The sequence below is a fragment of the Streptomyces sp. NPDC002623 genome, assembly GCF_053592635.1.
On record NZ_JBSFWB010000009.1, the window covers coordinates 188,214 to 206,813 of the forward strand.

At 72.9% G+C, this 18,600-nt stretch carries 19 protein-coding genes; 10 read left to right on the forward strand and 9 right to left on the reverse strand.

Annotated features, from left to right (window positions below; genetic code table 11):
* The 6 genes from ACWD4O_RS19020 to ACWD4O_RS19045 all read left to right on the forward strand — a co-directional run bounded on the left by ACWD4O_RS19020 (position 1) and on the right by ACWD4O_RS19045 (position 5,869).
* Entirely contained in the window at positions 1 to 1,047 is a 1,047-nt protein-coding gene (locus tag ACWD4O_RS19020; protein WP_451281130.1) for an ABC transporter permease, read from the forward strand.
* Positions 1,047 to 1,913, forward strand: coding sequence for an ABC transporter permease (locus ACWD4O_RS19025; protein WP_451281132.1), 867 nt, complete (start codon positions 1,047 to 1,049; stop codon positions 1,911 to 1,913). The genes ACWD4O_RS19020 and ACWD4O_RS19025 overlap by 1 nt, the downstream gene beginning before the upstream one ends.
* Positions 1,910 to 2,662: a nucleoside phosphorylase gene (locus ACWD4O_RS19030; protein WP_451281133.1), complete on the forward strand. Its 753-nt coding sequence runs from the start codon at positions 1,910 to 1,912 to the stop codon at positions 2,660 to 2,662. Before ACWD4O_RS19025 ends, ACWD4O_RS19030 begins: the two co-directional genes overlap by 4 nt.
* Entirely contained in the window at positions 2,659 to 3,954 is a 1,296-nt protein-coding gene (locus ACWD4O_RS19035) for an amidohydrolase (protein WP_451281135.1), read from the forward strand. The genes ACWD4O_RS19030 and ACWD4O_RS19035 overlap by 4 nt, the downstream gene beginning before the upstream one ends.
* Before the next feature lie 113 nt (positions 3,955 to 4,067).
* Positions 4,068 to 4,739, forward strand: a complete 672-nt coding sequence (locus ACWD4O_RS19040) for a FadR/GntR family transcriptional regulator (protein WP_451281137.1) — start codon at positions 4,068 to 4,070, stop codon at positions 4,737 to 4,739.
* 194 nt (positions 4,740 to 4,933) lie between these two features.
* On the forward strand, positions 4,934 to 5,869 hold the full coding sequence (locus ACWD4O_RS19045) for a PAC2 family protein (RefSeq protein ID WP_450947797.1): 936 nt from the start codon (positions 4,934 to 4,936) through the stop codon (positions 5,867 to 5,869).
* Positions 5,870 to 5,973: 104 nt separating this feature from the next.
* Here the strand turns inward: ACWD4O_RS19045 and mshC are convergent, their stop codons facing one another.
* The 4 genes from mshC to ACWD4O_RS19065 all read right to left on the reverse strand — a co-directional run bounded on the left by mshC (position 5,974) and on the right by ACWD4O_RS19065 (position 9,619).
* A complete protein-coding gene (mshC, locus tag ACWD4O_RS19050; RefSeq protein WP_451281138.1) occupies positions 5,974 to 7,203 on the reverse strand; it encodes a cysteine--1-D-myo-inosityl 2-amino-2-deoxy-alpha-D-glucopyranoside ligase in 1,230 nt (409 codons plus the stop codon).
* A gap of 220 nt (positions 7,204 to 7,423) precedes the next feature.
* Positions 7,424 to 8,266 (reverse strand): SCO1664 family protein, encoded by an 843-nt coding sequence (locus ACWD4O_RS19055; protein WP_451281140.1) that lies wholly within the window; start codon positions 8,264 to 8,266, stop codon positions 7,424 to 7,426.
* Positions 8,230 to 8,820 (reverse strand): DUF3090 domain-containing protein, encoded by a 591-nt coding sequence (locus ACWD4O_RS19060; protein WP_351920664.1) that lies wholly within the window; start codon positions 8,818 to 8,820, stop codon positions 8,230 to 8,232. The genes ACWD4O_RS19055 and ACWD4O_RS19060 overlap by 37 nt, the downstream gene beginning before the upstream one ends.
* Positions 8,821 to 8,932: 112 nt before the next feature.
* Positions 8,933 to 9,619: a histidine phosphatase family protein gene (locus tag ACWD4O_RS19065; RefSeq protein ID WP_451281142.1), complete on the reverse strand. Its 687-nt coding sequence runs from the start codon at positions 9,617 to 9,619 to the stop codon at positions 8,933 to 8,935.
* A 62-nt stretch (positions 9,620 to 9,681) separates the two neighbouring features.
* On the opposite strand from ACWD4O_RS19065, the gene corA reads away from it, so the two are divergent.
* Entirely contained in the window at positions 9,682 to 10,677 is a 996-nt protein-coding gene (gene corA / locus ACWD4O_RS19070; RefSeq protein WP_451281144.1) for a magnesium/cobalt transporter CorA, read from the forward strand.
* Positions 10,678 to 10,711: 34 nt separating this feature from the next.
* On the opposite strand, the gene ACWD4O_RS19075 is transcribed toward corA, so the two are convergent.
* A complete protein-coding gene (locus ACWD4O_RS19075) occupies positions 10,712 to 11,500 on the reverse strand; it encodes a ferritin-like domain-containing protein (protein ID WP_451281146.1) in 789 nt (262 codons plus the stop codon).
* A gap of 242 nt (positions 11,501 to 11,742) precedes the next feature.
* Positions 11,743 to 12,798, reverse strand: a complete 1,056-nt coding sequence (locus ACWD4O_RS19080) for an LLM class F420-dependent oxidoreductase (RefSeq protein WP_451281147.1) — start codon at positions 12,796 to 12,798, stop codon at positions 11,743 to 11,745.
* Between the two features lie 223 nt (positions 12,799 to 13,021).
* Here ACWD4O_RS19080 and ACWD4O_RS19085 point away from each other — a divergent pair, with 223 nt between their 5' ends.
* Both ACWD4O_RS19085 and ACWD4O_RS19090 read left to right on the forward strand, forming a co-directional pair.
* A complete protein-coding gene (locus ACWD4O_RS19085; RefSeq protein WP_450947791.1) occupies positions 13,022 to 14,008 on the forward strand; it encodes an aldo/keto reductase in 987 nt (328 codons plus the stop codon).
* On the forward strand, positions 14,005 to 16,251 hold the full coding sequence (locus ACWD4O_RS19090; protein WP_451281149.1) for a helix-hairpin-helix domain-containing protein: 2,247 nt from the start codon (positions 14,005 to 14,007) through the stop codon (positions 16,249 to 16,251). Before ACWD4O_RS19085 ends, ACWD4O_RS19090 begins: the two co-directional genes overlap by 4 nt.
* 100 nt (positions 16,252 to 16,351) lie before the next feature.
* Here ACWD4O_RS19090 and ACWD4O_RS19095 read toward each other — a convergent pair whose 3' ends face one another.
* Positions 16,352 to 17,044 (reverse strand): hypothetical protein, encoded by a 693-nt coding sequence (locus ACWD4O_RS19095; RefSeq protein WP_451281151.1) that lies wholly within the window; start codon positions 17,042 to 17,044, stop codon positions 16,352 to 16,354.
* A 47-nt stretch (positions 17,045 to 17,091) separates the two neighbouring features.
* Between ACWD4O_RS19095 and ACWD4O_RS19100 the strand changes: the two genes are divergently transcribed.
* The gene (locus ACWD4O_RS19100; RefSeq protein ID WP_014671721.1) at positions 17,092 to 17,280 is read left to right on the forward strand and encodes a DUF5703 family protein; all 189 of its coding nucleotides are present in this window, start codon (positions 17,092 to 17,094) and stop codon (positions 17,278 to 17,280) included.
* A gap of 70 nt (positions 17,281 to 17,350) precedes the next feature.
* Here the strand turns inward: ACWD4O_RS19100 and ACWD4O_RS19105 are convergent, their stop codons facing one another.
* Positions 17,351 to 18,217 carry a chaplin gene (locus ACWD4O_RS19105; RefSeq protein ID WP_451281153.1) on the reverse strand — a complete coding sequence of 289 codons (867 nt, stop codon included), beginning with the start codon at positions 18,215 to 18,217 and terminating at the stop codon, positions 17,351 to 17,353.
* Between the two features lie 111 nt (positions 18,218 to 18,328).
* Positions 18,329 to 18,562 carry a chaplin ChpH gene (gene chpH / locus ACWD4O_RS19110; RefSeq protein WP_351919830.1) on the reverse strand — a complete coding sequence of 78 codons (234 nt, stop codon included), beginning with the start codon at positions 18,560 to 18,562 and terminating at the stop codon, positions 18,329 to 18,331.
* Positions 18,563 to 18,600: the final 38 nt, after the last annotated feature.

Genomic DNA, 18,600 nt, shown 5'->3' on the forward strand with positions numbered 1-18,600 from the left:
ATGACACGGATATCCGGAGCCCTGCGCTCCCCCCTCACCTTCTCCGTGCTCGCGGGACTCGTCATCGGCGCGCTGTTCCTGCTCGGCACCGGCGCGGACCCGATCGGCGCGTACGAGGCCGTGCTGACCGGCGCGCTCGGCGGCGACGGCATCGGCTCGACGCTGACCACCGGCACCAGCGTGCTCGGGCTGGCGCTCGCGCTGGCGATCCCGCTGCGGGCCGGGCTGATCAACCTCGGCGGCGACGGGCAGCTGGTGCTCGGCGGGATCACCGCCGCCGTCACCGGGCTCTACTCGCCGCTGCCCGCGCCCCTCACCGTCGCCGCGGCCCTGCTGGCCGGGATGGCCGCGGGCGCCGGATACGCCGTGCTGGCCGCCCTGTGCGAGAACCACCTCGGGGTTCCGCTGCTGGTCAGCAGCCTGCTGCTCAGCTACCCGGCGATATCGTTCGCCTCCTACCTGGCGCGGTATCCGCTCAAGGAGCCGGGCTCCAGCCTGCCGCAGACCCGGGCGCTGCCGGACGGGGTGGCGCTGCCCGCGTTCGGCGACTCCACGGTCACCCTCGGGCTCGTCCTGGTGGCGATCGCGGCGGCCGCCTACTGGTTCACCGACCGGCGCACCGCCGTCGGCTACGAGATCCGCATGACGGGTCTCAACTCCCGCTTCTCCGCCTACGCGGGTGTGGAACGCCGGGGCCTGACAGTGAAGTTGATGTCGGTCTCCGGGGGTCTCGCCGGACTCGTGGGCGCCATCGGGGTGTTGAGCTTCCCGTACCGCTTCGTGGACGGCTCGCTCACCGCGCCCGGCTACACCTGGACCGGTCTGACGGCGGCGCTGCTGGCCGCCGCGGCTCCGCTGGGCACGGTGATCGCCGCGTTCTTCTTCGCCGTCCTCCAGGTCGGCGGACTGGCGATGGAGCGGACGACCGAGGTGCCGCGCGAGCTGACGCAGGTGCTGCAGGCGATCGTGATCGTGTTCCTGGCGGCCCGGCTGAGCTTCCCGAGCCGGTGGTTCACCCGTCGTTCCCGGGAAAGGGAGGCGGTCTGATGTTCCTCGACTCCGATCTGCTCATGTCGGCGCTGCGCGCCCTCACCCCGATCCTGCTGGCCGCCCTCGGCGGCGCGATCTGCGAACGCGCCGGGGTCTTCAACATCGGCCTCGAAGGCATGATGCTGATGGGCTGCTTCACCTCCGTGGCGACTAGCTGGTTCACCGGCAGCCCCTGGCTCGGCGTCCTGGCGGCGGCCCTCGCGGCGGCCGGGTACGCGCTGATCCTGGCCGTGGGAGCCGTCACCCTGCGCGGGGACGCGGTGGTGCTCGGCATCGCCATGAACCTGCTGGCCGTCGGCCTGACCAGTTTCCTGCTGCGGACGGTCTTCGGCGTGCAGGGCACCTTCGACGATCCGTCGCTCGCCGGGCTGCCGCTGATCGGCGGCTTCACCCCGCTCGCGTATCTCTCCTGGGCGGCGGTCGCGGTCGCCGCGCTGCTGCTGTCCCGGCATGTGTGGGGGCTCAGGCTGCGCGGGGTCGGCGAGGCGCCCGACGCGGCGGCCACGCTCGGCGTGAGCCCGGCGAAGTACCAGTACGGCGCGATCCTGCTGTCAGGCGTGCTGTGCGGGCTCGCGGGCGCCCAACTGGCCCTGGGCAACGTCACGTTGTTCACGGAGAACATGACGGCGGGCCGTGGTTGGATCGCTGTCGTGGCCGTCATGCTGGGCCGAGCCGCGCCGCTGGGCGTGCTGCTCGCCGCGCTGCTGTTCGGGCTCGCCGAGGCGGCCGGGTTCCGTCTCCAGGGGCTCGGCATGCCGCAGCAGGCGACCGACGCCGCGCCGTACGTCGTGACGCTCGGCGCCCTCTTCCTCACGACGGCCCGCCGCCGTCGCCGCCCCCGTCCCACTGGAGCCGTCCGATGACACAGGACCTGCTGCCCGTCACCCGCATACCGCGCACCGGACTCCCGGCGCACGCCGTGGTCGTGGGCGACCCGGCCCGGGCCGCGGCGGTGGCCGCGCTCCTCGACGGCGCCGAGGAGGTGTCGTACCACCGCGAGTACCGGGTGTTCAGCGGAAGCTGGAAGGGCGTGCCGGTCGTGGTCGCCTCGCACGGGGTGGGCGGGCCGGGCGCGATCCTGCTGTTCCAGGAGCTGGCGGACGCGGGCGTGCGCACCGTCCTGCGGTTCGGCACGGCGGGCGCGATGAAGCCGGGCATCGCCGACGGCGACCTGGTCGTCGCGGAGGCGGCCGTCCGCGACGACGGCGTGACCCATCAGCTGCTGCCCCCGGAGTACCCGGCGGTGTCGGCGCCCGAGGCGGTCTTCGCGCTCCTGCGCGCGGCCCGCGAGGCCGACGCCCCGCACCACCGGGGCATCGTGTGGACCCGGGCGGCCTTCCAGCCGGGCCTGCTCCCGCTGTTCTCCTACGACGGCGCCGGGCTCGCCGCGATCGAGATGGAGCTGTCCGCGCTGCTGGTCACGGCCTCGCTGCGCGGTCTGGTCGCGGGCGGCGTGCTGGTGATCGACGGGGCGAACGCCGACGAACTGGTCGACGAGCAGGCCACCGGCGGCTACGACCCGCACCGGGAGGTCGTCGCGGCCGGCGTCGAGCGGGGCGCGGTCGTGGCCCTGGAGGCGCTGCGGCTGCTGGCGGAAGGCGGGCAGGCGTGAGCATCGACCTGCTGGTGCACGGCGGTGACGTGCTGACGGTGGACGCGGCGGGAACGGTCGTGCCGGACGGGGCGGTCGCGGTCCACGAGGGCGAGATCCTCGCCGTGGGGCCGGCCGCCGAGCTGCGCGAGCGCCACACCGCCGCCGAGGAGATCGACGCCGACGGCTGTCTCGTCCTGCCCGGCCTGATCAACACGCACACCCACCTCGCGATGACCCTGCTGCGCGGCCGCGCCGACGACGTCACCCTGCAGGGTTTCCTGGAGCGGGTGCTGAGGTGGGAGGCGGAGCTGCTGGCGCCGAAGAACGTGGCGGCGGCGGTCCGGCTGGCGGTCGCGGAGAGCGTGCGGGCCGGGGTGACCTCGGCGCTGGACATGTACTGGTTCCACGAGGCGGCCGAGCGGGCGGCCCGTGAGGCGGGCTGGCGGCTGCACACCGGGCCCACCTTCATGGACGTGCCCGAACCGCCGGACGGCATCGCGTACGGGGACCGGCTCGCCTGGGCGCGACGGGATCTGGAGGAGCGCGGGACCGCGCGGGACGGGCGCCGCCCGGTCGTCTTCGCGCACTCCGCGTACACCCTCTCCCCCGAGCAGCTCATCGAGGTCTTCGCGCTGGCCCGGGAGTTCGGGGCGCTGGTGCACATCCACGCCGCCGAGAACGCCACCGAGGTCGCCACCGTCGAGGTGCAGCACGGGAAGCGGCCGGTGGAGCTGCTGGACTCGCTCGGGCTGCTCGGCCCCGATGTGCTGCTCGCGCACGCCGTCGACCTCACCGGCCCGGAGATCGCGGCGCTGGCCCGCACGGGCACGGCCGTCGCCCACTGTCCGGTGTCGAACCTGAAGCTGGGCTGCGGGATCGCGCCCGTCCCACGGCTGCTGAGCGCGGGTGTGACGGTGGGGCTGGGCACGGACGGGGCCGTCAGCTCCAACTCGCTGGACGTGCTGGGGGCGGTACGGCAGGCGGCGCTGGTGCACAAGGCAGGCGGCGACCCCACGGCGGTCGGCGCCGAGCAGGCCGTGCGGATGGCGACGATCGAGGGCGCGCGGGCGCTGGGGCTCGCGGAGCGGCTCGGTTCGCTGGAGGCGGGCAAGCGGGCCGACCTGATCGTGCTGGACCTGGACGCACCGCATCTGCGTCCGCGCCACGACCCGTGGTCGACGCTCGCATACGCGGCGCACTCGGCGGACGTGCGGGACACGGTCGTCGACGGACGGGTGCTGATGCGCGACCGTACGCTGACGACGCTCGACGAGCGTGCGGTGATCGCGGATCTGGAAGCAGCCCGCTGATCAGGCCTCATCCGGCCTCAGCCGGCCCCATAATGGCGCTGAGACATCCGATGTATGGGCGTTGAACCGCGAGGCACCACAAGGAACCACGAGGAACCACAGGGAGGCCGGCCATGGCTGTCACCGACGAGGCGATCGAGAAGATCAAGGGCATGATCGTCTCGGGTGCGCTGCGCCCCGGCGACCGGCTCCCCAAGGAGAGCGAGCTGGCCGCCGAGCTGGGCCTGTCCCGCAACTCCCTGCGGGAGGCGGTGCGCGCCCTGTCGCTGATCCGGATCCTGGACGTACGGCAGGGCGACGGCACGTACGTCACCAGCCTCGATCCGCAACTGCTCCTGGAGGCGCTGAGTTTCGTCGTCGACTTCCACCGCGACGACACCGTCCTGGAGTTCCTCGCGGTGCGCCGGATCCTGGAGCCGGCCGCGACGGCGATGGCGGCCCTGCGGATCAGCGAGCAGCAACTGGACGCGTTGGACGCCCAGTTGGACAAGCTCGGTGACGAGCCGTCGGTGGAGGAACTGGTCGCCTGCGACCTGGAGTTCCACCGGGGCATCGTGCAGAGCGCCGGCAACTCGGTGCTGTGCTCGCTGCTGGACGGGCTCTCGGGGCCGACCACCCGGGCCCGGATCTGGCGCGGACTGACGCAGGAGGACGCGGTCTCCGGCACCCTGCGCGAGCACCGGGCGATCCTGGCGGCCCTGCGCGACCGGGACGCGGAGGCGGCGCGGTCGTGGGCGACGGTGCACATCGCGAGCGTCGAGCAGTGGCTCCGGTCCACGCTCTGAGGCCGACGCCCCGGGTCCGATGCTGTGAGTTCGCTGTGGGCCGAGGTCGCGAGACGAGGCCGGTGGGGGGTGTTCGGGGGTGGCGAACGGGGCAGTGATCCGGTCACTCCCCCGTACAAGGGGGCTGCGGGCGCCCCCGCAGAACGCCGTAAGGTTGGGTGGTCAAGCGAGGGCACGTCGGAAGGAGGCGCTGGGTGATCGAGCTCGAGGGGGTTCCCGAGCTGATCGACCCGGTCATGGTGGCCGCGTTCGAGGGCTGGAACGATGCCGGCGACGCCGCCTCCACCGCGGTCGCGCACCTGGAGCGGGAGTGGAAGGGCGAGGTGTTCGCGGCGCTGGACGCCGAGGACTACTACGACTTCCAGGTGAACCGCCCCACGGTGTGGATGGACGCCGGCGTGCGCAAGATCACGTGGCCGACGACAAGGTTGTCGGTCGTCCGGGTCGGCGGCGACAAGCCACGCGACCTGGTGCTCGTACGCGGTATCGAACCGTCGATGCGCTGGCGCTCGTTCTGCAACGAGCTGCTGGGCTTCGCGCACGAGTTGGGCGTGGAGCTGGTGGTCATCCTGGGCGCGCTGCTCGGTGACACCCCGCACACGCGTCCGGTTCCGATCAGCGGCACCACGTCCGACGCGGACCTGGCGCAGCGGATGGACCTGGAGGAGACCAAGTACGAGGGCCCGACGGGCATCGTCGGGGTCCTGCAGGAGGCGTGCACGCACGCGGGCGTGCCGGCGGTCAGCCTCTGGGCGGCCGTCCCGCACTATGTCTCGCAGCCGCCGAACCCGAAGGCGACGCTGGCCCTCCTCAACCGCCTGGAGGACCTGATCGACGTGCGCATCCCGCTGGGCGAGCTGCCCGAGGACGCGCGTGCCTGGCAGGTGGGCGTGGACCAGCTGGCCGCCGAGGACACCGAGGTCGCCGAGTACGTGCAGACGCTGGAGGAGGCCCGGGACACGGCGGAGCTGCCGGAGGCGTCGGGCGAGGCGATCGCCCGCGAGTTCGAGCGCTATCTGCGGCGCCGGGACGGCGGCGGACCGCCCGGGCCCGGGGAGCGCACACGCCCCCCGAAACCGCCGAAAGCGAGCGGCGACACCCCCGACGACAACGATTCGTCGGAGGACTGAAAGGGCCCGAAAACGGCCTGAAAGCACTGAAGAGGGGCGGTGCGCGCCATAGGGCGCGCACCGCCCCTCAAGTCGTACGCGGGCAGGGGATCGGGACCGGACGGCTACAGGGCGACGCCCAGCAGTGCGTCCACCGCCCGCGACACGACGCCCGGGGCGCCGATGTCCGTGCCGCCCCGCTCCTGCTGGAGCGCGGCCCAGCGGTCGACGGCGGCGAGGGCGGCGGGCGCGTCGAGGTCGTTCGCGAGGGCCTCGCGGATCTCGTCGACCAGGGCCTCGGCGGGCGGTCCGTCGGGCCGGGAGACGGCGGCCCGCCAGCGCCCGAGCCGGGCCTCGGCGTCCGTCAGGACCTGGTCGGTCCACTCCCAGTCGGCCCGGTAGTGGTGGGCGAGGAGGGTGAGCCGGATGGCGGCGGGGTCGACGCCGTCCTGGCGCAGCCTCGAGACGAAGACGAGGTTGCCCTTGGACTTGGACATCTTCTCGCCGTCGAGGGCGACCATGCCGGCGTGGACGTACGCCTTGGCCATGGGGAACTCGCCGGTCAGCGCCTGGGCGTGGGAGGCGCCCATCTCGTGGTGCGGGAAGGCGAGGTCGGAGCCGCCGCCCTGGACGTCGAAGCCCATCCCGAGGTGGTCGAGGGCGATGGCGACGCACTCGATGTGCCAGCCGGGCCGGCCGCGGCCGAGCGAGCCGCCGTCCCAGCTGGGCTCGCCCTCGCGGGCGCCCTGCCACAGGATCGGGTCGAGCGGGTTCTTCTTGCCCGGGCGGTCCGGGTCGCCGCCGCGCTCGGCGGACAGCAGCCGCATCGCGGCGGCGTCGAGGTTCGAGACCTTGCCGAAGTTCGGGTCGGACTCGACGGAGAAGTAGGTGTCGCCTTCGAGTTCGTACGCGGCGCCCGCGTCCCGCAGTCGTTCGACGAGCGGGACGATGCCGGGTATCGCCTCGACGGCGCCTATGTAGTGCTGCGGCGGGAGCATCCGCAGGGCCGTCATGTCCTCGCGGAAGAGGGCCGTCTCCTTCTCGGCGAGGGCGACCCAGTCGACGCCGTCGCGTTCGGCCCGCTCCAGCAGCGGGTCGTCGACGTCGGTGACGTTCTGGACGTAGTGGACCTGCCGCTTGGTGTCGAGCCACACGCGCTGAACGAGGTCGAACGCGTTGTAGGTCGCCGCGTGACCCATGTGGGTCGCGTCGTACGGCGTGATGCCGCAGACGTAGATACGGGCGACGGGACCGGGGTCGAGGGAGACGAGGCCGCCGGTCGCGGTGTCGTGGATCCTCAGGTCGCGGCCCTGACCAGGCAGGGCGGGGACCTCGGAAGCGGGCCAGGCATGCATGTCATGAGCCTAACCGGACGGAAGTTACGTATACGAACCGGAGCGGGCCGGATGGCCGGGAAGGCGGTCTTGTGTGATTCCGGCCGGTGTGCGTCCCGGCCGAAGAGGGGCCGGTCAGACCTGGTCGAACCGGGTCGGAACATGCCGGACCGGGTCAGACGGACGTCACACTGCTGTCGGACCGATGCCGGACCGGCCTCAGGCCGATGCCGGACCGGCGTCAGACCGGCGGCCAGGGGATCGCGGGCCACTCTCCGCTCGGCTCCGGGTGCTTCCCGGAGGCCAGCAGTGCGTCGGCACGCGCGCGCGTGGCGTCGAGTTCCACGGGCGTGACCAGCCCGGCCAGGGTGACCGCCAGCCGCTCGCCGGGTTCCAGGGCGCTTCTGAGGGCCTTGAGCGCCTCGACGGCCTCGCCGGTCAGGGGCTCGCCCGCCCAGCCCCACAGGAGCGTGCGCAGCTTGTTCTCGGCGTTGAAGGTGACGCCGTGGTCGATGCCGTAGAGCCGGCCGTCGGCGGTGGGCAGCAGATGGCCGCCCTTGCGGTCGGCGTTGTTGATCACCGCGTCGAGGACGGCGAGCCGGCGCAGCCGTTCGTCGTCAGCGTGCACGAGCAGTGCGGTGCGGCCCTCGCCGACCTCGGCGAACCCGATCGCCTTCCAGCCCGGCGCGGGCTCCTCCGCGTCCACGAGGGCGAGCAGCTCGGCCTCCGGGGCCGTCTCGATCCACAGCTGGCACATGCCCTCGCCGTGCGGCCCCTCCCGCAGCACGGTGGGCGGGACGAGGCCCCAGCCGGTCGCCTCGGAGACCTCGTAGGCGGCGACCTCGCGCTGGGCGAGGGTGCCGTCGGGGAAGTCCCACAGGGGCCTCTCCCCGGCCACCGGCTTGTAGACGCAGGCGGCCTCCCGGCCCTCGTGCGCGACCGTGCAGTACAGGGCGGCGTTCGAGGCGTCGCGGATGCGGCCGCGGACGGTGAGCTCGCCGTGCGCGAGGAGTTCGTACGCTTCGGCGGAGGCCGGGTCGGTGGTCTTCACGCCCCCCGGCGGTATCCGTTCTGGCGCGGACATACATGTCCTTCCGGGTCGAGCGGCAGGCTGCACAGCGGGCACGGCGGCCGGCCCGCGTTGACGACGTCGAGGGCACGCTTGGCGAAGGCTCGCGCCTGCGCGCCGGTGAGCCGGACCCGCAGCATCGGGGGCCCGTTCTCCTCGTCCTGAAGAAGCCTTTCCTCGGCCTCGGCGAGGTCCTCCTCGGAGTCCGCGTCGAGATCCACCAGGGCCTGCGCCTCGACGATCATGCGCTGCTCCTCGCCGTCCCAGGCGAGGGCCATCGTGCCGACGCGGAACTCCTCCTCGATCGGGGTGTCGAGGGGCGCCGTGTCGGTGTTCTCGGCGGGCGACATGGCGGGCACGGAGGCGCTGCCGCCGCTCCGCCGGACGACCTCGTCCAGCAGCTCGTCCATGCGTTCGGCGAGCGCGGCGACCTGGGTCTTCTCCAGGGCCACGCTGGTCACTCGGGAGCCGGCGACGGCCTGGAGGAAGAAGGTACGGCGCCCGGGCAGTCCGACCGTACCGGCCACGAAACGGTCCGGGGGGTCGTAGAGGAACACCTGACGGGACACGTCCTGTCTCCATGGGAATCGTGGGTCATCGTGGGTCGGGAACGCCGGGTGGGAAGCGTCCGTACGGGTACGCGCGCGTACGCGGACCGCTTCACCCTACTGCGGCCGACGATCACGGTGCGCCCGCACCACCCCCGACCGTGGCGTCCCCGGTCGGGGGCTCCTCGCGCGGTGCGAGGGAGGCGAAGTCGCCGGTGTCGCCGAGGCGCACGAGAAAGGGGCGCATCCTGGTGTAGCGGATGGCGGTGACGGAACAGGGTTCGACGGAGATCCGCTGGAACAGGTCGAGATGAAGTCCGAGCGCGTCGGCGACGAGCGACTTGATGATGTCGCCGTGCGAGCACATGAGGTAGACGGCATCGGAGCCGTGGTCGCGCTCCACGCGCGCGTTCCACTCGCGCACCGCCTCGGCGGCGCGGGTCTGCATGGCCCGCATGGACTCGCCGCCGGGGAAGGCGGCCGCGGAGGGGTGCGTCTGCACGACCTCCATCAGGGGCTCGTCCATCAGTTCGGCGAGCTTGCGTCCGGACCAGTCCCCGTAGTGGCACTCCCCGATCCGCTCGTCGGTGTGGACGCGCAGGCCGGGGCGGGCGTCCAGGAGCGGCTGGATCGTCTCCTGGCAGCGTTGCAGGGGGCTCGCGACGACCTCGGCGATCGGCAGCGCGGCGAGCCGTCCGGGCAGCCCGGCTGCCTGGGCGACTCCGCGCTCGTCGAGGGCGACGCCGGGCGTCCAGCCGGCGAGCACTCCGGAGGTGTTGGCGGTCGAACGTCCGTGCCGGACGAGGATCAGGGTGGGCATGCGGCCCAGGGTAGGCGTACGCGCGCGTGCGCAAGCGGCGGAGCGAAGGGAGAATACGCTCCGTGATCGTCGACTGCGGGATCTACCGCGCCGGGCACCGCGCGGAGGGTCCGGAGGACCTGTCCGACGCGCTGGCGCAGGCGCGCTCGTCGGGCGGTTTCGTCTGGATCGGGCTGTACGAGCCCACCGAGCAGGAGTTCGACCGCGTCACCCGGGAGTTCGGGCTGCACCCTCTGGCCGTGGAGGACGCCCTCAACGCCCACCAGCGGCCCAAGCTGGAGGTCTACCACGACTCGCTGTTCATGGTGTTCAAGCCGGTGGTGTACGAGCCCGAGAGCGACGCCGTCTCCTCCGGCGAGGTCATGGTCTTCCTCGGCGACGCCTTCGTGGTCACCGTCCGGCACGGCGAGGGCGCGCCGCTGGCCGCCGTACGGCAGCGGCTGGAGCACGAGCCGCAACTGCTCTCCAAGGGGCCCACGGCGGTGCTGTACGCCATCGGTGACGCCATCGTCGACCACTACCTGGACGTGGTCACCGAGCTCGGGACCGACCTGGAGGAGCTGGAGACGGAGGTGTTCTCCCCGACGGGCGGCGGCTCGCGGCACACCGCCTCGCGGATCTACCGCTTCAAACGGCAGCTCCTGGAGTTCCGCCGGGCCTCCGTGCCGCTGGAGCCGCCGCTCACCCGGCTCGGCGACACCGGGGGGTTCGCCCCGGACGTGCCCTTCGTGAACGACAGGGCGCGGCCCTTCTTCCGGGACGTCAGCGACCACCTCACGCGCGTGAACGAGTCCGTGGAGGGGCTGGACCGGCTGGTCTCCGACATCCTCTCCGCCCACCTCGCGCAGATGAGCGTCCGGCAGAACGACGACATGCGCAAGATCTCCGCCTGGGCGGCCATGGCCGCGGTCCCCACGATGATCGCGGGGATCTACGGCATGAACTTCGACCACATGCCGGAGCTGCACTGGCTGTGGTCCTACCCGGCGGTGATCGCGCTCCTGGCGGTGCTGGAGGTCCTGCTGTACCGGCTGTTCAAGCGGCGCGGCTGGCTGTGAGGCCGCGGCCCGCCCGGTCCGTGGCGAACCGGGCTCAGGCGAACTCGGGGGCGGCGGTCACCGGGCCGCCGAGCGCGTCGCGGCGCTCGGGCATCTCCAGGGACACCATCCGCCGCCAGCCCGCGACCCGCTCCCACGCGTACACGGCGTGGATGCCGGCCGCGAGGACGGCCGACCTGGGCTTCGACCAGCCGAGGATGCGGCCCATGTTCGCCATCACGGCGAGGCTGACGTCCCGGTAGATCCGGATCTCGGCGAGCGCGCACGCGCGCAGGGTGCGCTGGATGGCGCGGCCGTGCCCCGCGCGGGCGAAGCGCAGCAGTTCCTCGTGGCAGTAGGCGAGGTGGTTGTCCTCGTCGTTCGAGATCATCTTCACCGCGCGGCCGATGTCGGGGTGGTCGGCGAAGTGCTTGCGCAGCAGGTCCATCTGCTCGGAGGCCCGCTGTTCGGTGACCCGGCTGTGGGCGAGGTAGGTGACGACGTCCTGCACGGTCAGCGGCTCCTCGGTCCTGAGCCGGTCGTGCGCGAGGCCGATGCCGCCGCGCTCCAGGAGCATCGTGTAGTCGGTGTCGGGCGGGACGGCCACGGGTTCGAGGCCGCGTTTGCGCATCAGCGCGTTGAAGATCCGGCCGTGCTTGTCCTCGTCGGCGCCATGACGGGTGATCTTGGGAGCGAGGGCGCGTTCGCTCTGCGGGACGAGTGCGGCGATCCGGGCGTTCTCCCAGCCGCCCTGCGACTCACCGCCCGCGGCGATGGAGCAGAAGAGCGCGAAGGACTCGTCGTCGTCGATGATCTCCTGGAACAGACTCTTGGCCGAAAGCATCGTGGGCCACCTCTCCGCATTGCGCAGGATTCCGCAGCATTCCGCAAGGAACGAGTCAAATGCGGCACAGGAGGCACTGCAACAGGTGTGTCGGACAACTCCGCCAAAAGAGGGATGCGAGGAGTCGACGCCCAGGCGTAACCACGCGCCGCGCGGCGCGTTGTTAACCGTGACGGCCGTGGCGGGGAAGACCCCCGAGCCCCCACCACGGCCGCTGAAATCCCCCTCTTCCCTCCCCCGGACTACGCCAGTCCGGCGAGCTCCAGGGCCTGGGTGCCCGCGCGCAGCGAGGCGAGGCGCTCGTCCAGGGTGAAGCCCGCGGGGGCCAGGGTGAGGGTGGTGACGCCGGCCGCCGCGTAGGCCTTCATCCGGTCGGCGATCCGCTCCACCGAGCCCAGCAGCGTGGTCCGGTCGATCAGCTCGTGCGGGATCGCGGCCGCGGCGCCCTGCTTGTCGCCGGACAGGTACTTGTCCTGGATCTCGTCGGCCGCGGCCTCGTAGCCCATGCGCCGGGCGAGCTGGTTGTAGAAGTTCTGCTTGCGGCTGCCCATGCCGCCGACGTACAGCGCGGTGTACGGGCGGAAGGTGTCGGCGAGTCGCTCGACGTCCTTGTCGTCGCCGACCGCCAGGGGCAGCGTCGGACAGACGTCGAAGCCCTCCATGGTCTTGCCGGCCTTCTCGCGTCCGGCCCGCAGATGCTTGATCGCGGTGTCCTCGAGGTGGTCGGCGGACGGGAAGATGAGCAGCGCGCCGTCGGCGATCTCGCCGGTCTGCTCCAGGTTCTTCGGGCCGATCGCGGCGATGTACAGCGGGATGTGCTCGCGCTCGGGGTGCACGGTCAGCTTGATCGGCTTGCCCGGTCCGCCCGGCAGCGGCAGCGTCCAGTGCTCGCCCTCGTACGACAGCCGCTCCCGTGTCATCGCCTTGCGGACGATCTCGACGTACTCGCGCGTGCGGGACAGCGGCTTGTCGAACTTGACGCCGTACCAGCCCTCGGAGACCTGGGGGCCGGAGACGCCGAGGCCGAGGCGGAACCGGCCGCCGGAGAGGGAGTCGAGGGTGGCGGCGGTCATCGCGGTCATCGCGGGCTGGCGCGCCGGGATCTGGAAGATGGCCGAGCCGACGTCGATGCGCTCGGTCTGCGCGGCGACCCAGGTGAGGACGGTGGCCGCGTCCGATCCGTAGGCCTCGGCGGCCCAGCAGACGGCATACCCGAGGCGGTCGGCCTCCTGGGCGACGGCGAGGTTGTCGCCGTCCATTCCGGCACCCCAGTAGCCGAGGTTGATACCGAGCTGCATGGCCGATTCCCCTTACTGATCAGTAACGACGCTGTTGCGGAGACCTTAGCGCGGGGGCGGGCGACCGGGGAGGGCGGTGTGGCGAGGGTCGCGCGGATCGGAGGCGGGAGCCACGCTGATCGGATCCGAGGGGCGCGGCCTGCGGAAGTCGGCTTCCCGTTCCGGAGATTCGGTTATCCACAGGCAACCCACCGCCCAGTTATGGCCAGTAATCTCGGCGTCCATGGAGCAGAGGCATCTCGGCCGCACCGGCCTGCGTGTGTCCCGCATCGGGCTCGGCACCCTGACCTGGGGCCGTGACACCGACGAGCACGACGCCGCGGACGTCATGAAGACGTTCTGGGAGGCGGGCGGGACCCTCGTCGACACGGCGGACGTGTACGGCGACGGGGATGCCGAGTACCTGCTCGGGCGGCTGATAGAGGGCCTGGTGCCGCGCCGGGACCTGATCATCTCGACGAAGGCCGGCAGTGTGCCCGACCCGGACCGCCGCTTCGACGGCTCGCGGGGTCACCTCCTCGCCGCCCTCGACGCCTCGCTCGCCCGGCTCGGCACGGACTACGTCGACGTCTGGCAGGTGCACGCCTTCGACCCGGACACCCCGCTGGAAGAGACGCTCCAGGCTCTCGACATCGCTGTCGCGAGCGGTCGGGCCCGGTACGCCGGGGTCTCCAACTTCTGCGGCTGGCAGCTCGCCAAGGCGGCCACCTGGCAGCTCGCCGCACCGGGCGCCCGGACACGGCTCGCGGCGACGCAGATGGAGTACTCACTGCTCCAGCGCGGCATCGAGCGCGAGGTACTGCCGGCCGCGCTGGATCTGGGCATCGGCCTGCTGCCCTCGTCCCCGCTGGGCCGCGGCGTCCTCACCGGCAAGTACCGGGGCGACGCCCTGCCGCCCGACTCGCGCGGCGCATCGGAGCACTTCGCGCGCTTCGTCGAGCCCTATCTGGACGACACCGCGAGCCGCATCGTGGACGCCGTGTCGACGGCCGCCGACGGACTGGCGGTGACCCCGCTGCAGATCGCCCTCGCATGGGTCCGCGACCGGCCGGGCGTGGCCGCACCGATCGTCGGCGCGCGCAACTCGCAGCAGCTCACGGCGGCGTTGTCAGTGGAGGCGCTTAGTCTTCCTGACGAGATCTGCCGGGCCCTCGACGATGTGTCGGCGCCCGTGCACCGCTATCCCGATCACGACTGGAGCACGCTGTGAGCACGGAGCCGGATCCCCCGGAGAGCACGGACCACGCCGGGCCGGCGGAACCGGACGCCCCCGGGGAACCCGGAACGCCCGACGACACGGAGACGGCGGAGCCGGGGACGACCGCGGAAGCCCCGGAGGCCGAGGCCGACGACAGCACGCCGACGACCGACGAGGCCGGTGCCGGAAAGGCCGACGGCGGGAAGGCCGGTGACGGGGAGACCGCCGCGCAGGTCTCCGAGGCGCAGGCCGAGCTCGCCGCGCAGAAGCTCGAGCGGGAGCGGATCGAGCGACGCAAGGCCGAGAAGGCGGCGCCCATCGCCGCCGGGGCCAAGCTCAGCGGGAAGGCCGCCGACCTGCTGGCCGCCGTGCGCGCCGTGGAGGGCGGTGCGAAGCCCCCGGCCGCCGTGTTCGGCGAGCCGGAACCCGCCCCGCGCCGCCCCGCCCCGGAGCCCGCACCGCGTCCGCAGCCGGTGGCCGCCCAGACGGCGGCGCCCGCGGCGGACACCGTGGAGGGCGTCCGGCGCGTGCTGGCCGACGGCGGCGCCCCCGAGGCGCTCGCGGCGCAGGCCGCCGCCGCCCTCGGCGAGGGCGCCGAGGACGTGCTGCGCGAGGACCCGTGGCACCTGCTGCGCGTCCCCGGTGTGCGGCCCGAGCAGGCCGACGGCTTCGCTCGGGCGCTGCTCGGCCCGGAGTGCGCCCCCGACGACGAGCGGCGCGGGCGCGCGGTGACGGTCTGGCTGCTGGAGCAGGCCGCCCTGGCCGGGCACACCGCCCTGGAGCTGCCCACGCTCACCGCCGCCCTTGTCCGGCAGTCCGTGCCGGACGCGGAGGCGGCCGTGCAGAGCACGCTGGCCGAGGGCGAGGCCCTCGTCTTCCAGGACGCCCTGGACGCGCCGGCGGCCGGACAGCCGGTGGCGGAAGGCGAACAGGCTGAGGAGGGCGAGGAGGGCGAGGCGGCCCGGCCGGTGCGGGTCCTGGCCGGTCTGGAGCGGTACGCGCTCGCGGAGGAGAGTCTCGCCGACGCGCTGGCCCGTGTGGTCAACTCCCTGGCCAAGGAGGCCTCCGCGCCCTGGGAGTCGGTCACCGCAGCCGCGTCCGGCAGCGCGGCCGAGCTGATCCGCGCGGTCGCCGGGCACGGTCTGGTGCTGCACACCGGCGGCGAGGCCGCCCGCGCCGAACCGGCGGCCCTGCTCACCGCCGCCCGCGCCCTGGGCCTGCGCGCCGTCGCGGCCTGCCATACCCCGGACGGACAGCGCCGGTTCGCGGCCCTGCTGAACGGGGAGGACGGGGCGGACGGCACCGTCGTGACCGTCCCCGGTCTGCTCTCCGGCGCCGAGGGCCCCGGACGCGACGGCGACGGAGCCTTCGCCCTGGACCTGCTGATCCTGCTGGACGCGCCGCAACTGGACGTGGAGAGCGCCGCGATGCTGGCGGAGTCGCTGCCGGACGGGGCGCGGCTGGTGCTCAGCGGGGATCCGGCGGTGCTGTGGTCGGCCGGCCCGGGCCGGGTCTTCGCCGACCTGCTCGCGGCGCGCGTGTGCCCGCAGGTCGCCTCGCGCACACCCGACCCGGGGCCGATCGGCGAGCTGGTGTCCGGCGTCGGCATCGGCGAGCTGAACCAGGTCGACGCGCCCGGCAAGGAGATCGTGATCGTGCCGGTGCGGGACGCGGGCGAGGCGGTGCACCGGACCGTGCAACTGGTCGCCGACTCGGTGCCGCGGGCCTTCGGGATCACGCCCGAGGAGGCCGTGGTGATCACCCCGGGGCACGGTGGCGCGGCCGGCACGCGCGCGCTGAACGCGGCGCTGAAGGAACGGCTCAATCCGGGCCCGGGCCGCTTCGGCGGCTTCGACCCCGGCGACCGGGTCGCCTACTCCCCCGTGCCGGGCCGCACGGTGCCGGGCCGGGTGGTGACGGCCGACGCGGACGGGCTGCATCTGTCGTGCGAGGGGGCCTCCGTGGTCGTCCCGAGGGAGCGGGTGGAGCAGGCCGTACGGCACGGATGGGCGCTGACCGCGCACCAGGCGGTGGGCAGTCGGTGGCCCGCGGCGGTCGTGGTGCTGCCCGGGGACGCCGGGCAGGCCCTCTCCCGCCCCTGGGTGTACACGGCGTTCGGCCGCGCGGAGCGCCATCTGTCCGTGGTGCACGGTGTCGAGCAGGCCCTGCCGAGAGCCGTCGCCGAGGTCCCGGCGAAGCCCCGCACGACCCGGCTGCCGCTGCTGCTGCGCGCCCAGGTCCCGGCCGCGGAGTAGCGCGAACGGCGGTGGCCGCGAAGGGTCTCCCTTCGCGGCCACCGCCGTCATGACGTCTCGGAAGCCGCCCGCCACCGCCTACCGGGCCACCGGCGGGCGGCTAACGGTCGGCGTCCAGCGGCTCCAGTTCCTCGTCCTCGATGTCGTCCACCATGTCCTCGCCGTCCTCACCGTCGTCGCCGTCGTCGTCGAGCTCGTCGAAGACCGAGCTCACGTCGAAGCGGCAGACCACCCGGCCCGGGTCGGCCTGGTCGAACGGCGTCTCCAGCCACTCGCCCGGCTCGGCCGGTTCCTCGGCGGCCAGCACCCACAGGGTGGAGTCGCCCTCCTCCAGGCCGAACTCCTTGTGCCGGGAGGCGATCTCGTCGGCCTCGAACTCGCCGAAGAGGATGCCCAGCGCACCGTGCACGGTGCCCGCGACCTCCGCGCCCGCTCCGTCGTCGTCCGCCGCCTCCACCCGCTGGGCCTGCGCCATCAGCCGCTGCGGCTCCGCGACGGCGTAGTCGCGGCGGATCAGCACGCTCAGCGCGTTCGGCTCCTCGGGGCCCTCGTACGGCGGCAGGGAGTCCTCCGCGCCGGGGATCTCGAAGGGCGTGACCTCGTCGTAGCGGTCGTAGAGCAGTTCGTCGTAGACCTCGGCGGCCGCGGCCAGCTCGTTGAACGCCTCGTATACGGTCGGGTCGTCCTCTCCCGTCCTGCGTTCGACCGCCGCCAGGTGGCGGTCGAGCGCGGTCTTGACCGCCTCGGCGGCGGCTCGTACCTCGGCAGCGGTGGGCTGCGCAGCATCAGACATAGTGCAGACGCTATCCGTACCGGGCCCCAGCCCGCACAATAGATGCGATGCCGGAATACGAATTTGTCGACGTCTACGTACCGCGCGGGGTCTCCCGCAAGGAGGCGACACGACTGCTGACCGACCATGCCGAGTACGGACACTGGGAGTTGGACCGCCTGAGTCTGCTGCGTGACGGCAGCCGCAGGGTGCGGTTGCGCCGGCGCATCATCCGCCAGGTGCGTGCCACGTGGTGAGATGAGACGAAGAACGGAGCGGGCCCCGCCGAGGCGGGGCCCGCTCCGTCGTGTGCGGCGCCCTGTGGAGTTACGCGGCGGCGCGCGCCTTGCGGTAGATCAGCGCGCCCGCGAGCAGCGCACCCGCGCCGGCCGGCAGGGCGAAGCCGATCGGCAGTTCGCTTCCGGTCTGCGCGAGCTGCGGGGCGTGGGCCGGGGACCCGTGGACGGAGGAGGCGCCGGCCGGCGTCACCTGATCCGGGGTGGACGGCACGCCCTCGGGTCCGGACGGGCTGGACGGGTTGGACTGACCGTGCTCGCCCGGCTTGCCGGGGCCCTGGTTCCCGGGCTCGCCCGGCGTCTCGTGGCCATGGGACGGCGGCGTGTGCGCGCCGGAACCGCTGTCGTTCGCGCAGTCGTTGCCCATCGACGGGTTGAGGATCCCGACGACGTCGACGCTGTTGCCGCACACGTTCACCGGCACGTCGACGGGGACCTGGACCTGGTTGCCGGAGCCGACACCGGGCGATCCGCCGGTGTGCCCGCCCGCATGCGCGCCTCCGGAGCCCCCGTGTGCCCCGGAGCCGCCATGACCGCCGCCGTGGTGACCGCCGTGGTTGCCGCCCTGGCTGCCACCGTGGTTGCCGCCGTGGTTCCCGGCATGGCCGCCACCGCCGCCCTTGTGGTCGCCGTATCCGCCCGACGACGCCCCGCCCCCCTTGTTGGCGCAGGAGTTGCCGAAGCTCGGGTTGAGCGCCCCGACGACGTCGACGGTGTTGCCGCAGACGTTCACGGGGACGTTGACCGGCGCCTGCACCGAGTTGCCCGACAGGACGCCGGGCGAGTCGGTGGCGAACCCGTTCGCGGCGGAGTCGGCGTGGGCGTAGCCGCCTGCGGCGGCGATCACCCCCGTCGCCGCCGCCACGGTCATGAGGCTTTTGCGGGTGACCTGTCGCATTGCTGAATCCCTGCTCTCAAATCTCTTCCGGGAAAAAGACCGGTCGGCCCCGGAGCGCATGGCGTGCGCTCCGGGGCCGACGGCGAAAGACGACCCCTCAGCGGGTCGACGTCACTTGTTGATGCAGGTGTTGCCGAAGGCGGGGTTCAGCAGCCCGATCACCGAGATCGTGTTGCCGCAGACGTTCACCGGGATGTTCACGGGAACCTGAATCACGTTGCCGGACGCAACACCCGGGGAGTGCACCGCGGCACCCTGGGCACCGGCGTCGGCGACGGCCAGGCCCGCTCCCGCGAGAACCAGCCCACCAGTGGCAGCCGCAGCAGCGACGACCTTCTTGATCATTATTCCTCCTTGTTGGCAAAGCGACCCCAAGCAGCGGA

Bases quoted from the DNA above. Each gene is read 5' to 3' on its own strand.
- ACWD4O_RS19025 (WP_451281132.1), top strand. From the start codon at position 1,047: ATGTTCCTCGACTCCGATCTGCTCATGTCGGCGCTGCGCGCCCTCACC.
- ACWD4O_RS19030 (WP_451281133.1), top strand. From the start codon at position 1,910: ATGACACAGGACCTGCTGCCCGTCACCCGCATACCGCGCACCGGACTC.
- ACWD4O_RS19080 (WP_451281147.1), bottom strand. From the start codon at position 12,798: ATGCAGCTCGGTATCAACCTCGGCTACTGGGGTGCCGGAATGGACGGC.
- chpH (WP_351919830.1), bottom strand. From the start codon at position 18,562: ATGATCAAGAAGGTCGTCGCTGCTGCGGCTGCCACTGGTGGGCTGGTT.
- ACWD4O_RS19075 (WP_451281146.1), bottom strand. From the start codon at position 11,500: ATGCTTTCGGCCAAGAGTCTGTTCCAGGAGATCATCGACGACGACGAG.
- ACWD4O_RS19020 (WP_451281130.1), top strand. From the start codon at position 1: ATGACACGGATATCCGGAGCCCTGCGCTCCCCCCTCACCTTCTCCGTG.
- ACWD4O_RS19095 (WP_451281151.1), bottom strand. From the start codon at position 17,044: ATGTCTGATGCTGCGCAGCCCACCGCTGCCGAGGTACGAGCCGCCGCC.
- ACWD4O_RS19040 (WP_451281137.1), top strand. From the start codon at position 4,068: ATGGCTGTCACCGACGAGGCGATCGAGAAGATCAAGGGCATGATCGTC.
- ACWD4O_RS19105 (WP_451281153.1), bottom strand. From the start codon at position 18,217: ATGCGACAGGTCACCCGCAAAAGCCTCATGACCGTGGCGGCGGCGACG.
- ACWD4O_RS19100 (WP_014671721.1), top strand. From the start codon at position 17,092: ATGCCGGAATACGAATTTGTCGACGTCTACGTACCGCGCGGGGTCTCC.
- ACWD4O_RS19065 (WP_451281142.1), bottom strand. From the start codon at position 9,619: ATGCCCACCCTGATCCTCGTCCGGCACGGACGTTCGACCGCCAACACC.
- mshC (WP_451281138.1), bottom strand. From the start codon at position 7,203: ATGCATGCCTGGCCCGCTTCCGAGGTCCCCGCCCTGCCTGGTCAGGGC.
- ACWD4O_RS19085 (WP_450947791.1), top strand. From the start codon at position 13,022: ATGGAGCAGAGGCATCTCGGCCGCACCGGCCTGCGTGTGTCCCGCATC.
- ACWD4O_RS19055 (WP_451281140.1), bottom strand. From the start codon at position 8,266: ATGTCCGCGCCAGAACGGATACCGCCGGGGGGCGTGAAGACCACCGAC.